The 14,775-nt window shown below is 64.3% G+C and carries 11 protein-coding genes; 8 read left to right on the plus strand and 3 right to left on the minus strand.

The features are described from left to right. The first annotated feature begins 24 nt into the window (after positions 1 to 24). Together ACIPY3_RS00655 and ACIPY3_RS00660 are read left to right on the plus strand one after the other, a co-directional pair. Positions 25 to 1,974: a DUF2264 domain-containing protein gene (locus ACIPY3_RS00655; RefSeq protein WP_400328836.1), complete on the plus strand. Its 1,950-nt coding sequence runs from the start codon at positions 25 to 27 to the stop codon at positions 1,972 to 1,974. Then, positions 1,971 to 3,326: an alpha-L-fucosidase gene (locus ACIPY3_RS00660; RefSeq protein WP_400328839.1), complete on the plus strand. Its 1,356-nt coding sequence runs from the start codon at positions 1,971 to 1,973 to the stop codon at positions 3,324 to 3,326. The genes ACIPY3_RS00655 and ACIPY3_RS00660 overlap by 4 nt, the downstream gene beginning before the upstream one ends. A 153-nt stretch (positions 3,327 to 3,479) precedes the next feature. On the opposite strand, the gene rarD is transcribed toward ACIPY3_RS00660, so the two are convergent. Then, positions 3,480 to 4,559, minus strand: a complete 1,080-nt coding sequence (gene rarD, locus ACIPY3_RS00665) for an EamA family transporter RarD (RefSeq protein ID WP_400330575.1) — start codon at positions 4,557 to 4,559, stop codon at positions 3,480 to 3,482. 130 nt (positions 4,560 to 4,689) lie between these two features. Here rarD and ACIPY3_RS00670 point away from each other — a divergent pair, with 130 nt between their 5' ends. The 6 genes from ACIPY3_RS00670 to ACIPY3_RS00695 all read left to right on the plus strand — a co-directional run bounded on the left by ACIPY3_RS00670 (position 4,690) and on the right by ACIPY3_RS00695 (position 12,541). Beyond that, positions 4,690 to 6,129, plus strand: coding sequence for an FAD-dependent oxidoreductase (locus ACIPY3_RS00670; protein ID WP_400328842.1), 1,440 nt, complete (start codon positions 4,690 to 4,692; stop codon positions 6,127 to 6,129). Positions 6,130 to 6,259: 130 nt separating this feature from the next. After that, complete coding sequence (locus ACIPY3_RS00675) at positions 6,260 to 7,621, plus strand: GAF domain-containing protein (protein WP_400328845.1); 1,362 nt, start codon at positions 6,260 to 6,262, stop codon at positions 7,619 to 7,621. A gap of 100 nt (positions 7,622 to 7,721) precedes the next feature. Next, entirely contained in the window at positions 7,722 to 9,245 is a 1,524-nt protein-coding gene (locus ACIPY3_RS00680; RefSeq protein WP_400328849.1) for an aldehyde dehydrogenase family protein, read from the plus strand. A gap of 95 nt (positions 9,246 to 9,340) precedes the next feature. Further along, complete coding sequence (adhP, locus tag ACIPY3_RS00685) at positions 9,341 to 10,363, plus strand: alcohol dehydrogenase AdhP (protein WP_400328852.1); 1,023 nt, start codon at positions 9,341 to 9,343, stop codon at positions 10,361 to 10,363. Beyond that, positions 10,363 to 10,794 carry a DUF779 domain-containing protein gene (locus tag ACIPY3_RS00690; RefSeq protein ID WP_400328855.1) on the plus strand — a complete coding sequence of 144 codons (432 nt, stop codon included), beginning with the start codon at positions 10,363 to 10,365 and terminating at the stop codon, positions 10,792 to 10,794. The genes adhP and ACIPY3_RS00690 overlap by 1 nt, the downstream gene beginning before the upstream one ends. Before the next feature lie 238 nt (positions 10,795 to 11,032). Continuing rightward, on the plus strand, positions 11,033 to 12,541 hold the full coding sequence (locus ACIPY3_RS00695; protein WP_400328858.1) for an amino acid permease: 1,509 nt from the start codon (positions 11,033 to 11,035) through the stop codon (positions 12,539 to 12,541). Here the strand turns inward: ACIPY3_RS00695 and ACIPY3_RS00700 are convergent. Together ACIPY3_RS00700 and ACIPY3_RS00705 are read right to left on the minus strand one after the other, a co-directional pair. Next, the gene (locus tag ACIPY3_RS00700; RefSeq protein ID WP_400328861.1) at positions 12,538 to 13,173 is read right to left on the minus strand and encodes a DUF2461 domain-containing protein; all 636 of its coding nucleotides are present in this window, start codon (positions 13,171 to 13,173) and stop codon (positions 12,538 to 12,540) included. The genes ACIPY3_RS00695 and ACIPY3_RS00700 overlap by 4 nt on opposite strands. Before the next feature lie 120 nt (positions 13,174 to 13,293). Beyond that, positions 13,294 to 14,775, minus strand: coding sequence for a catalase (locus ACIPY3_RS00705; protein ID WP_400328864.1), 1,482 nt, complete (start codon positions 14,773 to 14,775; stop codon positions 13,294 to 13,296).

Below are 14,775 nucleotides of genomic sequence, written 5' to 3' on the forward strand. Positions count from 1 at the left end.
CACCAGACCCAAGGAACCAGCACCGTGACACAGTCATTCCCCACCAACCTGCCCTGGCTGCCCAAACCACAGACCGCACCCTCCCCGTTCACGGGCTGGACGCGGGCACAGTGGGAGGCCACAGCCGACCACTGGCTGGAGCACATCCGGAACTATTCCAGCCCGCTCAAGGCCAGTCCAAGGCTTCCCGGGCACGTGACCCGCGACGGCGAGCGCCGCGAGGGCATGGAAACCATTGGCCGGAGCCTGTTGCTGGCGGCTCCGCGCATCGCCGGAGCCCGCGGCCAGGACCGTTTGGCTTTGGCGGAGTGGTACCGCGGGGCGTTGCTGGCCGGTACTGATCCCGTGGGCAAGGAACGGTGGCCGTTGGGCGTGACCTGCAAGTCGCCGTTGCTGGGGGTGACCAATTCGATCGTGGAGGCGGCCAATATAGCCTTCTCACTGTTCATTGCCCGTGAGTGGTTGTGGGATCCGTTCACGGAGTCGGAGAAGAAGCAGGTGGCCGGCTGGTTGCGGCACCACGCCCGCTTGGAGGTGTGGGGCAACAACTGGCAGCTGTTCCCTGCCATGGCCGAGGGGTTCCTTCGCTCGGTGGGCGAGGATGTCTCCGGCTGCACGGGCGGGCGCAACGTTGCCCGGGTGGAATCCTGGTACCTGGGCGATGGGTGGTACACCGATGGTCCGGAACATTCGATCGACTACTACAACGCGTGGGCCATCCACCCCTATCTCTGGGCCTGGTACAAGATGACAGGGCGGGAGGAAACCCCTGACGGGCAGCGGCATCTGGAGCGTTTGCGTGAGTTTGTGTCGACGCAGGGCCTGATGTTTGCCACGGACGGGGCGGTGCTCCATGTGGGGCGTTCCCTGGCGTACCGGACAGCCGTCCTGGCAGCGTTGTGGTGCGCTGAAATGTCCGGAGTGAATCCGTTGTCCTCCGGGGCCACGCGGAGGTTGGCGTCAGGGGTCTTGGCGAACTTCACCGCCCTCGGCGTGGGTGTCGACGAACCCCTGAGCCTGGGGTGGTACGGCCCGCATGAAGGATCGTGCCAGGCCTACAGCGGTTTTGGCTCGCCCTATTTGGCCGGCATTGGTTTCCTGGGGCTGGCCCTCCCACCGGAACACCCGGTGTGGCAGGACGTGGAGGAGCCGCAGCCCAGCGATGGTCCGCCAATCGTTCGCCCGCTGCCGGACCTGGGGTGGACGTTGAGTACCCACGGAGGCCTGTCCCGCCTGACCAACCACGGCAGCGACCATTGCGGCCTGCCAGTTGGCGGTGGACCGGATCCGGACGATCCGCACTATGCCAGGTTCTCCTATTCCACCCACACCGCGCCGGGAACGGGACAGGCGTGGGCGGACAACATTGACGGCCACCTCGCGTTGCTGGGATCCGACGGCGTGGCGAGCCGGCGTTGTGCGCTCCGAGGCAGCCGGACGGACGGCGTTGTCAGCGGCTCGGTCCATGTTCCGCAGTTGTACGGCAAGGCACTCGCGGGTACTGCCGTCACCACGGTGTCGGTAACCAGGGGGATCCACGAAGTGCGCTGCCATCTGGTGCGCGGTCCGGCGGATTACCGGGTCCGTGAAGGTGGCCACGCGGTTGCCGGAAACCAGCCTGTGTCCGCGGGGGCGTCAGGCGCCACAGCATGGGTGAACAACGGGGACGTTTTCGCAGCCGTCACGGGGATGCATGGTTGGGAGGACGCTGAAACCACCGGATACACGGGGTCCAACGCCATGGGTGAACACTCGGCAGTGCCGCATCTCTCTGCCCGGCGGACCACGGAGCAAACAGTGCACGTCGCTTTGCACACGCTCACCCGGGACCCTGCCCCGGCACCCGAATGGCTGGAGGCGATGGCCGCCGTCGTGGTTTCCGGGACGGAAGTCACGGTGAGGTGGGCGGACGGCGGTACCCAATCCGTTGACCTGGCGTCGTTCGTGCCGTGGGACGGGCAGGTGGGGAAGTGATCGAGCTCAAGTACGGTGCTTCACGCGAGAATCCCCGCGAGGATGACGCCATGCGGCGCTTCCGCGGACACCGCGTGGGCCAATTCATCCACTGGGGTCTTTACTCCTTGCCCGCGGGCCGGTGGGAGGGCAAGGACGTGGAGTTCGCGGCCGAGTTCCTCCCGCGGATCGCCGGCATTCCGCAGGCGCGGTGGGAGGCGCTGGCCAACGATTTCACGCTGGCGGACTTCGACGCCGGCGCGTGGGCAGACACAGCGGTGGCCCTCGGAGCCAAGTACATGACCATCACCACCAAACACCACGACGGTTTCTGCCTCTGGCCCAGTGCCTACACGGACTTCCACATGGGCAACACTCCGTCCGGCCGTGATGTCCTGGCCGAACTCATCGAGGCCTACACGGCCCGTGGGATCGATGTCTGCTTCTACTATTCCGTGCTCGATTGGCACCACCCGGACTGGCGCTTCACGTTGGAGAACGACGGCGACCACGCGGCTTTCGCGCGCTACCTCGACTTCGCGATGAAACAGTTGGAAGAACTGGCGGACAGGTATCCGGACGTGAAGGGGTTCTGGTTCGACGGGACCTGGGACGAGTCGGTGAAAGCCAACGGCTGGTGGACGTGGGAGGTGGAGCAAATGCTCAAGGAACGCATCCCGGGCGTGGTGGTCAACAGCCGCTTACGGGCCGACGATTTCGGTGCGCGGCACGTGGATTCCAACGGCCGGCTCATGGGCGACTACGAGAGCGGATACGAGCGCAGGCTGCCCGAACCCTGGAACACCGGCGTTGCCAAGCGCGATTGGGAAGCGTGCATGACCATTCCGCAGGCATCGTGGGGTTACCACCAAGGCGAATGGGCGCAGTCCACGCTCAAGCACCCCCTGGACATTGTGGACATGATCGCCCACTGCACTTCCCTGGGCGGGAACCTGCTCTTGAATTTCGGGCCCCGTGGCGACGGTTCCATGGCTCCCGCCGAGGTGGAGATCGCACGCGGGGTGGGTGGATGGCTCGCGGTGAACGGTGAGGCGGTGTACGGCTGCGGCTTTGCTGACGGTTGGGAATACCCCGGCTGGGGGTACTTCACCGAGGACCAGTCCACAGGCAGGGTTTTTGCGATCGTCACGCGTATGCCTGCCTCAGGGCGGATCCGGATCCAGCTGCCGGGCGGATTGGCCCTCGTGGGCCTCCGCTTGCTGGGCTCTGGAGCCCATTCGTTCAAGCCGTTGGCGGATTCCTTGGTGGAGGTGGACGTTTCCGGGATGCGGGGTGTGCCCGTGTTGGGCCTGGAAACCGCCGAACGCGCGGGGGAGGGCTTAAGGGAGCCAAACCCGGACGTGCTCACGTAAGGGCCCGTACTGTTCCCACGAACCCGGCGAACTCCCGGGAAGCCTGCGCTTTCGCCGGGAAACTTCCAGCGAACCTGCAGCGTTCCCACGAACGCGGCGCAACCCCGCGCAACCCCGCGCAGCGTTCCCACGAACCCGGCGACACCCCGGGACTCAGGCGGCCGCGAGCTTCGCCTGCCTCCGGAGCACCGCGTTCTTCCGCGCAGTCCTCAGCATGTCGATGGTGAGGAGCACCAGGGCCAGCCACACTACGCAGAAACCGATCCAGCGGGCCGTGGTCATGGCCTCGTGGAAAACGGCGAGCGCCACGATGAACTGGAGCACCGGGGCAAAGTACTGGAGCAGGCCGATGGTGGTCATGGGCAGACGGCGGGCGGATGCTCCAAAGAACAGCAAGGGAACCGCGGTGATGACGCCCGAGGCCAAGATGAGCCAGAAGTGTCCCGGACCTTGGGTGGTGAGCGTGGCAACGCCGGTAGCTCCGAGGACCACCATGGTGATGGCTGCGAAGGGGGCCAGCACCACGGTTTCAACAGAGAGGCTGGTGAGCGCGTCCACCTTGGGTCCCACCTTCTTCTTGACGAAGCCGTACAGGCCAAAGCTGAAGGCCAGGAGCAAGGCGATCCACGGGAGCTGCCCGTAGGAGAACGTCAGCACGCCAACGGCGACGAAGCCGATTCCCACGGCTGCCCACTGCAAAGGCCGGAGCTTTTCCTTCAGGACGAACACGCCGAGGAGCACGGACACCAAGGGGTTGATGAAGTAGCCGAGGGAGGTCTCCACCGCATGGCCGGTGGTGACACCGAAGGTGTAGGTGAGCCAGTTGACCGCGATCAGGCCTGCTGCCAATGCCAGCGGTCCCATCACTGAGCGGTCCTTCACCGCAGCAAAAAGGGTTCTCCAGGACCGCGTGATCGTGATCAGGAGGGCACAGAAAACCAAGGACCAGACAATCCGGTTGGCGACGATCTCGATGGCTCCGGCCGGTTGCAGCACGAAGAAGTAGAGGGGGAGCAGACCCCAGAGCCCGTACGCGCCGATGCCGAACAACACGCCGGTGGTGGTCTCACTCCGAACCGGTTTCACCGCAACAGCACCCGAATCCGTACTGCTGCCACCGCCGCCCCCGGCTGCCGCCGTCGTGGGCTGGTTCGAAGAGGACGTGGCTGCGGTGGTTTGTTCGGGTGTCGACACAAAAGCGCCAACACCACCCACGGGCGCAATATTCCGCAATATTCCCTGAAACATTAGGAATTTGTGTGAGTCCTGCCATATGAGCCGCCGGGGCAGGGGTCGAGATCTAGAATTGGAAACCTGCGCGCCCCAACAACGGGCGTGGCTCACTGCTTCGGAAGGGCTCCCGGTGTCTGACTCAGCCGCAACAACCCCCAGTCGTCCACTTCGCGTTGCGATCGTCGGCGCAGGCCCGGCCGGTGTGTACGCCGCGGACATCCTGACCAAGTCCAACGAGGTCAAGGACGGGCAGGTGGACGTCAGCATCGACCTTTTCGAGGCGTATCCTGCGCCGTATGGCCTGATCCGTTATGGCGTAGCGCCGGACCACCCGCGCATCAAGGGAATCGTCAACGCGCTCCACAAGGTGCTGGACCGGGGCGACATCCGGTTCCTGGGCAATGTGACGTACGGCCGGGACCTGACGCTGCATGATTTCCGGGCTTTCTACGACGCCGTGATCTTCTCCACCGGAGCCATCAAGGACGCCGACCTGAACATTCCGGGGATCGAACTCGAAGGTTCCTTCGGCGGCGCGGACTTTGTCTCCTGGTACGACGGCCACCCGGACGTTCCCCGCGACTGGCCCCTTGAAGCCAAGGAGATCGCGGTGATCGGCAACGGCAACGTCGCACTCGACGTCGCCCGCATGCTGGCCAAGCACCCCGAAGAACTGCTGGTCACCGAAATTCCGGACAACGTGTACCAGGGCCTGAAGAAATCGCCGGTCACGGACGTCCATGTGTTTGGTCGCCGCGGCCCTGCGCAGGTGAAGTTCACCCCGCTGGAACTGCGCGAACTCTCGCACTGCAAGGACGTGGACATTGTCCTCTACCCGGAGGACTTCGAGTTCGACGACGCCTCGGACGAGGCCATCCGCACCAACAACCAGATCAAGACCATGGTCAACACCCTGACCAACTGGCTGGTGGAGGAACACGCCGAGTCCGAACAGCCTTCCTCCCGCCGCTTGCATCTGCACTTCCTGCACAGCCCAGTGGAGATCCTGGATTCGCCGGAAAACCCGGGCACGGTGTCCGCCATCAAGTTCGAACGCATGGAACTGGACGGCACGGGCAACGCCAAGGGCACCGGCGAATTCATCGAGTACCCCGTCCAGGCCGTCTACCGGGCCATCGGCTACCACGGCTCGCCCCTTGAGGAACTGCCGTACGACGCCCGCCGCGGCGTCATCCCGAACGACGGCGGTCGCGTCCTGGGTGCCGACGGCCAACCCGTAGCGGGAATCTACGCCACAGGATGGATCAAGCGCGGTCCCGTGGGCCTGATCGGGCACACCAAGGGGGACGCGCTGGAAACCATTGGCTGCCTGCTCGAGGACCGGCTGAACCTGCCCCCGGCGGAGAACCCGGATCCGCAGGCCATCATCAACCTCCTGGAGGAGCGTGGCGTCGAGTACACCACGTGGGAGGGGTGGAACCGGCTGGACGCCCACGAGGCCGCCCTGGGTGAGGCGTGGTCCGGCGGCGCGGACAACGGCGACGGCGTGGTCCGCGAACGCATCAAGGTGGTCCCGCGCGAGGAAATGATCCGTATCTCCCGCGGCTGAACCCCGGAGCAAACCGGCCGGCGGCAAACCCGGCTGTACCCAAAGCCCGGGTGCCGAACTAGACTGGCCCGTACCGCCCGCCGTGAACGCCGCCCCGTTACCGCGGCATGTACCGCAGCCAGGGAGTTCGATGAAGAGCCCAGTCCACCCGCCGCTTCCGGGTAGCGAAGCCGCCAAGCTGCTGCAGCGGCGTGCCCTTACGGGCCACGAGCACCTGGAGTCCTGGGATCCGGCGGACCTGGCCGGCCTCCGCAGCCTGGTGCGCGAGTCCTGGCAACGTTCGGCCATCCTGCAAGCCAACCCGGACGTGGCCGAAGCGCCGCTCGCCATGGACCTTGACGAACTCGAGGACTACCGGGCGCAGCATCCGCTCGCCACGATCATGCCGGTGATCCGTAAGCTCCTGATCCAGCCCAGCCACGACAGCGGCCTGCTGGTGGCTGTGGGGGACGACGTCGGCCGCCTCCTCTGGGTTGATGGCGACCCCGTGATGCAACGCAGGGCTGAAGGCATGATGTTCGTTGCCGGTTCGGATTGGTCCGAGGCCTCCGTAGGGACCAGCGCACCCGGTACCGCGCTCGCCTTGGACCGCAGCATCCAGATCTCCGGCGCTGAACACTTCAAGCGTTCGGTCCATCCGTGGAGCTGCACGGCCGTACCGTTCCACGATCCCGATTCCGGGGCCCTTCTGGGTGTCGTCGACATCACGGGCACGGAGACAGCCGTAGCCCCACACACGGTTTCGCTCGTTGAGGCAACGGTTGCGGCGGCCCAGGCACAGTTACGGATCGAACGCCTGCAACTCGCTGCGACAGCAAACGCAAAACCACGACGCCGGAGCTCGCCTTCCGCCGCAAGCGCCGGTTCCGGGGACAAACCTCACAAGCATTCGCTGTACCGCAACAGCCTCCAACTCCTGGGTCGCGACCAGGCGTTGCTCAGCATCGACGGCAGGACGGCGACGCTGTCCGCGAGGCACAGCGAAATCCTCGCCATTCTCGGCAACCACCCCGCAGGGCTGAGCGCCGATGACCTCTGTGCCCAGCTGTACCCCGGGGAAGGTTCTGCGGTGACGCTCCGCGCCGAGATGGTCCGGCTGCGCAAGGTTATCCACGAACTCAGCCCGGAAGCGGTCCCTGAATCCCGGCCCTACCGCTTGCCCGTGGAACTCCTGCCCGACTCCGGCCAGGTCCTCACCTGCTTGCAGCGCGGAGCCCACCGGATTGCCTTGGAGATCTACAAAGGTGCCGTCCTCCCACGATCGGAGGCGCCCGGCGTCGTGCAGTTGCGCGAACGGGTCTCGCACCTGCTGCGCGAGGCGCTGCTGAGCGACGGCAGCGCCGATTCGCTGCTCAAGTACGCCGACCTGCCCGAGGCACGGTTCGACGTCGAACTCCGCCTTGCGATCCTGAAGCTCCTGCCGCCGCGCTCGCCCAAGCGGGCTGCGATCGTGGCCGATCTTGAGCGGCTGGAGGACGAACTGGCCGTCTGAGTGACCCGCCTCACAGGGTTGCAACGTAGCTGCAACCTTCCCGCTCCTAGGCTCGGATCAATGGCGACAGCCACCGTGATTCGCAGCAAAGGAGCTAGCAATGACTGTTTATGCACAGCCAGGTGCAGAGGGATCGAAGGTCACCTTCAAGGACCGTTACGAGAACTGGATCGGCGGGGAATGGGTGGCCCCGGTCAAGGGCGGCTACTTCGAAAACATCACTCCTGTCACTGGCAAGGCCTTCTGCGAAGTTGCCCGCGGCACGGCCGAAGACATCGAATTGGCCCTGGATGCCGCGCACAAGGTGGCGCCGTCGTGGGGCAAAACCTCAGCCACTGAACGCGCAGCCATCCTCAACAAGATCGCCGACCGGATCGACGAGAACGTGGAGCTCCTCGCCGTCGCTGAGACCTGGGACAACGGCAAACCAATCCGCGAGACCCTCAATGCGGACATCCCTTTGGCTGCCGACCACTTCCGCTACTTCGCTTCCGCGATCCGTGCCCAGGAAGGCCACCTGTCCCAGCTCGACGATGACACCACGGCCTACCACTTCCACGAGCCGCTCGGCGTGGTGGGGCAGATCATCCCTTGGAACTTCCCCATTCTCATGGCCGTGTGGAAGCTCGCTCCGGCGCTGGCCGCCGGCAACGCAGTGGTCCTGAAGCCGGCAGAGCAGACGCCGACGTCCATCCTGGTCCTCATGGAACTCATCGGTGACCTGCTGCCCGCCGGTGTCGTGAACGTGGTCAACGGTTTCGGCGTCGAGGCGGGCAAACCCCTCGCTTCCAGCCCCCGCATCAGGAAGATCGCCTTCACCGGCGAGACCACCACCGGCAGGCTCATCAGCCAGTACGCTTCCAACAACCTCATCCCCGTCACGCTGGAGCTGGGCGGCAAGAGCCCCAACATCTTCTTCGACGACGTCGCATCCCAGAACGATGCCTTCTACGACAAGGCCCAGGAAGGCTTCACGCTTTTCGCGTTCAACCAGGGCGAAGTGTGCACCTGCCCGTCCCGTGCTCTGGTCCAGGAAGGCATCTACGACTCCTTCATGGCCGACGTCGTCGCCCGCACCAACAAGATCATCCAGGGCAACCCGCTGGACACCGAGACCCAGATCGGCGCGCAGGCCTCCAACGACCAGCTCGAGAAGATCCTCTCCTACATCGACATCGGAAAGCAGGAAGGCGCGAAGGTCCTGACCGGCGGTGCCCGGGCCGAGCTCCCAGGCGACCTGGCCGGCGGTTACTACGTCCAGCCCACCATCTTCGAAGGCCACAACCGGATGCGGATCTTCCAGGAGGAAATCTTCGGCCCCGTGGTCTCGGTGACGCGCTTCAGCGACTACAACGACGCCATCGGCATCGCCAACGACACCCTCTACGGGCTCGGCGCCGGCGTCTGGTCCCGCAACGGCAACGTTGCCTACCGCGCGGGCCGCGAAATCCAAGCCGGACGCGTCTGGGTCAACAACTACCACGCGTACCCCGCAGGCGCTGCCTTCGGCGGTTACAAGTCATCAGGCATCGGCCGTGAGAACCACGCCATGATGCTGGACCACTACCAGCAGACCAAGAACCTGCTGGTCAGCTACAACGAGAACAAACTCGGCTTCTTCTAGAGAGCTTGTGCACGGCAGCCGTCCGTCAGCTGGTCCCTGTGGCGGCCGCCGTGCACAACACATCCTGTTGTTCATCTGAAAAAGGGAGATCGTCAATGTCGACGACCATGCAAGCAGCAGTAGTTACCGAATTTGGAACCGACCTGAAGGTCATGGAAGTGGAACGTCCGACGCCGGGTCCGGGCCAGGCGCTGGTCCGCCTCCTGACGTCGGGGGTCTGTCATACCGACCTGCACGCCGCCGAAGGCGACTGGCCGGTCAAGCCGACGCCACCCTTCGTTCCCGGCCATGAGGGTGTGGGCGAAGTGGTGGAACTGGGCGAAGGCGTCACGGACGTTGCCGTAGGAGACCTCGTAGGCAACGCCTGGCTCTGGTCAGCTTGCGGCGACTGCCAGTACTGCCGCACAGGCTGGGAGACGCTGTGCGAGTCGCAAAAGAACGGCGGCTACAGCATCGATGGCTCGTTCGGGGAGTACATGCTGGTGGACACCCGTTTCGCCGCGCGCATCCCGGAAGGCTCGGACCCCGTGGAGGTTGCTCCCGTGCTCTGCGCCGGAGTCACCGTCTACAAGGGCCTGAAGATGACCGAAGCCAAGCCCGGCCAATGGGTCACCATCTCCGGAATCGGTGGACTGGGCCACATAGCCGTCCAGTATGCCGTGGCCATGGGCTTGCGGGTGGCGGCCGTGGACATTGCGGATGACAAGCTGGCACTCGCCCGGGAACACGGCGCTGAACTGACGGTCAATGCCCTGCACGAGGATCCAGCCGAGGTCATCCAGCGGGAAACCGGCGGTTGCCACGGAGTCCTGGTCACCGCAGTCCATCCCTCCGCCTTCGGCCAGGCGATCGGCATGGCCAGGCGCGGCGGTACGATCGTCTTCAACGGACTGCCTCCCGGGGACTTCCCGGCGCCGATCTTCGACATCGTCTTGAAGGGCCTCACCGTCCGGGGTTCGATCGTAGGCACCCGGCAGGACCTGGAGGAAGCGCTCGAGTTCTACGCGCAGGGGAAGATCAAGCCAACGGTCTCCACCCGCGAACTCTCTGAAGTGAATGCCGTCTTCGACGAGATGAAGCACGCCAAGATCGACGGCCGAGTGGTCTTGAAGTTCTGATGACCGCGGCCCCGGACATCCTGGAAGCTTCGGTGACACTGCCGGGGGAGGACTTCTCCCGGGTGGCACTGACCCCGGCCGCAGTGGAACTGCTGCGCAAGCTCTGGGAGCAACACGGACCCTTGATGTTCCACCAGTCCGGTGGCTGCTGCGACGGGTCTGCGCCCATGTGCTATCCGGCCGGTGACTTCCTGACGGGAGACTCCGACGTCCTGCTGGGCAGGTTCGATCTCGGCGATGACGGAGACTCCATTGGGGCCAAGCCCCTTGAGTTCTGGATGTCCAGGGAACAGTTCGCCTACTGGTCCCACACGCACCTGACAGTGGATGTTGTCCAAGGCCGGGGGAGCGGCTTCTCCGTGGAGGCGCCCGAAGGGAAACGGTTCCTGATCCGCTCCACCATCATGGACTGGGACGTGCCAGGTGTCTGACAGCAAGCATTCCTGAACGTCCAAGCCTGAGTAACTGAAAGGCCCCACGACGGCGAATTTTCCGCCTGAATGGGGCCTTTCGCATGATGTGGCGGGGCAACAGCGGAAGTCACAGCAGCACCATCAGCCCCACTAGTCCATTTGTTGTCTCATTATTTGGGACAAATATGGCCGTCCATTGGCCGGACACTATCCTTGATGAGTCCTATACCACCCCCATCCAGAATGTGGCATATTTATGAACATTTTCAGGACCAAATCAATCGAGCAGTCGATAGCCGACGCCGATGAGCCCGGTCGCAAGCTCAAGCGAAGCCTGAGCACCTGGGACCTGATGATCATGGGCGTCGCCGTCGCTGTCGGCGCCGGTATCTTCTCCGTGGGCGCCAAGGCAGCGGCAAACTTCGCAGGCCCGGCGGTCACCATTTCCTTCGTGGTTGCGGCTGTCACCTGCGCCTTGGCCATCATGTGCTACGCGGAATTCGCCACGGCGATCCCCGTGGCAGGCTCCGCCTACGTCTTCACCTACGCCACCATGGGCGAGGTGCTCGCGTGGATCATCGGCTGGAACCTTATCCTTGAACTTTTCACCGCTGCGGCCGTGATCGCCAAGTACTGGGGCATCTACCTCAGCAAGGTCTTTGGCCTCATGGGAGTGGACATGCCTCCCGCCATCAACATCGGAGGCGTGGACCTCTACTGGGGCGCCTTCCTCATTGTCGCCATCTTCACGGTGCTGCTGGTGCTGGGGACAAAGTTGTCCGCCCGCGTCGGCAACATCTTCACGCTGATCAAGATCGGCGTGGTCCTGTTCGTGATCGTCGTCGGCTTCACCTACGTGAAGTTCTCCAACTACACCCCGTTCGTTCCTGCTTCGCAGCCCACCGCGGGCAGCGGCGTGGACGACGTCATGAAGCAGTCCTTCTTCGGATTCCTGACCGGTGCCGTACCGGCGCAATACGGAACCCTCGGCATTTTCGCGGGCGCAGCCCTGGTGTTCTTCGCCTTCATCGGCTTTGACGTCGTTGCTACCTCGGCCGAAGAAGTGAAGAACCCGCAGAAGACCCTTCCGCGCGGCATCTTCGGCGGCCTCGCCCTGGTGACGCTCCTCTACATCCTGGTCTCCCTGGCGCTGACCGGCATGGTCTCCTACACGCAGCTCGCGGCAGAGAAAGCCCCGACGCTGACCACGGCCTTCGAGGCCGTGGGTAACAACGATGCCGCCAAGGTCATTGCCTTCGGTTCACTGGTGGGCCTGACCACCGTGATCATGGTGCTCCTCATGGGCCTGGCGCGGGTGGTCCTCGCCATGAGTCGGGACGGTCTCCTGCCCCGTGCCCTGTCCAAGACCAGCGAGAAGCGCGCCACGCCTGCCCGGCTGCAGATCATTTGTGGTGCGGCTGTGGCCTTGGTTGCCGGGCTTACCGCCGTTGACCTGCTCGAGGAAATGATCAACATCGGCACGTTGTCCGCGTTCGTCATGGTGAGCCTGGGCATCCTGGTGCTTCGCAAGAAGCGCCCTGACCTCAAGCCTGCCTTCCGTGTGCCCTTCGGCAAGGTAGTGCCGTGGATCTCCGCGATCCTCTGCCTCTACCTGATGACCAACCTGGCTGTGCAGACCTGGATCTTCTTCGGCATCTGGCTGGTTGTTGGCATGGTCATCTACTTCGCCTACGGCCAGCGCCACTCACGGTTGAACGAGAAGTTCGCCGCGGCCAAGGAGGCTGTGGACTCTCCCGTGGGCTAGGGTGCGGCATGTTCGCTGACCCAGTCCACCAATGGCCGGAGGGTTTCCCAGCGGGCCGCGATCTCCTGGCGGGCCGCTGCGGTGGAGAGCCACTCCGGCTCACCCACCTCCACCCCTGCGGAGAGTGACTTATGCTTCAGGAGTTCGGCCCGTGGATGGTCTTTGTCGAACCCGCGGGGCACGGTCTTGAGCTTTTCGCCTTCGACGGCAAAGCCCGCAGCGGCCACTGCGTCAACGATCTTCCGGAGTTCTTCGCCGCTACCCGGGGCATCCACGGCGGCGCGGAACCGGGCCAACTGCGCAGGGGTATGTGAGTGGTAGCCGCCGCCGATCAGGAGTCCGTAGGCGCTGATCTGGACGTAGAAGCCCACGCCTTCCTTGCTTTCGGCGAAGGCACCTTGGGCCGTCTTGTACGGCGACTTGTCCTGGGAGAAGCGGATATCCCTGTTGGGCCGGAAAATCTTAGCCGGCCCAAACTCCGGTTCCAGCTCCAAAAGGAGAGCGGTCAGCGGTTCCCGCACCTCGGCGTCGTACGTCGTTTTGTGCTCAAGCCACCACTCGCGGTTGTTGTTCTCTTCCAACTCCTCGTAGAAGCGGAAAGCGGCAGAGGGGATTCCTTCAAATGTGCTCATGCAAGGATCCTAGGGATGCGCTACCGGGCGAAGCCATAGACCGGAAATCCTATGTGGAAAAGAAAAACACCCCGCCGCGGAGAAGAATCCGCAGCGGGGTGTTCCCGTTAGGGCTGACGCTTAGAGCTTGTTGGCTGCTTCGGCGTCGGAGGCACCTTCGCCGGCGCCGAGGTTGGCGCGCAGCTTGGCGCCGAGTTCGGCATCAACGTTGGTCCAGTACTGGATGGCGCGTTCCTTGATGTCGGCGCTCTTCACGCCGCCAACAGCACCGGTGATGGTGTCGAGGAAGCGTGCCTTGGCAGCCTCGTCGTAGACCTCGCGGTACAGCGCACCGGCCTGGCCGAAGTCGCTGTCCTCAGCGTGCAGGGAGTGTGCGGAGAGGGTGAGCTCGCCGTCGTTCTCCCAGCCACCGGCCGGGGAAGCCGGCTCAACGGCAGCCGGGCCACCAACGGTGTTCGGAGCGTAGACCGGGGTGGACGGGGAGTTGAACAGGTAACGTCCCTGGCCATCCTGGCTGTAGTTGTGGACCGGGCTCTTGGGCTGGTTCACGGGGATCTGGGCGTGGTTGGTGCCAACGCGGTAGCGGTGTGCGTCAGCGTAGGAGAAGATGCGTGCCTGCAGCATCTTGTCCGGGGAAGCAGCGATGCCCGGCACGAAGTTCGACGGCGCGAAGGTGGCCTGCTCGATCTGCGCGAAGTAGTTCTCCGGGTTCTTGTTCAGCTCCATGGTGCCCACGTGGATCAGCGGGTAGTCGGCGTGCGGCCACACCTTGGTGAGGTCGAACGGGTTGAAGCGGTAGGTCTTGGCGTCCTCGTAAGGCATGACCTGGACGTGCAGTTCCCAGGACGGGAAGTTGCCGGCCTCGATGTTCCCGTGGAGGTCGCGGATGTAGAAGTCTGCATCCGAACCGGCCAGGGCTTCAGCCTGCTCGCCGGTGATGGAGTTGACGCCCTGGTTGGACTTGAAGTGGTACTTGACCCAGAAGCGCTCGCCCTCGGCGTTGATCCACTGGTAGGTGTGCGAGCCGTAGCCCTGCATTTCACGCCAGGAAGCCGGGAGGCCACGGTCGCCCATGAGCCAGGTGACCTGGTGTGCGGACTCGGGGGAGAGGGTCCAGAAGTCCCACTGCATGTCGGCGTCACGCAGGTGGGTGCCCGGGAGGCGCTTCTGGGAGTGGATGAAGTCCGGGAACTTGATGCCGTCGCGGATGAAGAACACCGGGGTGTTGTTGCCCACGAGGTCGTAGTTGCCCTCGGTGGTGTAGAACTTCACGGCGAAACCACGGGGGTCGCGCCAGGTGTCGGGGGAGCCGTTCTCGCCGGCCACGGAGGAGAAGCGGATCAGCATGTCCGTCTCGGCACCCGGCTGCAGGAAAGCGGCCTTGGTGTACTTGGAGACGTCAGAGGTGGTCTTGAAGGTACCGAAAGCGCCGCCACCCTTGGCGTGCACAACACGCTCCGGAACCCGCTCGCGGTTGAACTGTGCGAGCTTTTCCACCAGGTAGTGGTCGGTGAGGATGATGGCACCGTCGGCGCCGACGGACTTGGAGTGCGCGTCCGACGTAACGGGGGCACCTGACTGTGTGGTCGAAATGGCAGTCAT

It is taken from the genome of Paenarthrobacter sp. NPDC089714, assembly GCF_044748905.1.
Lineage (GTDB): Bacteria > Actinomycetota > Actinomycetes > Actinomycetales > Micrococcaceae > Arthrobacter.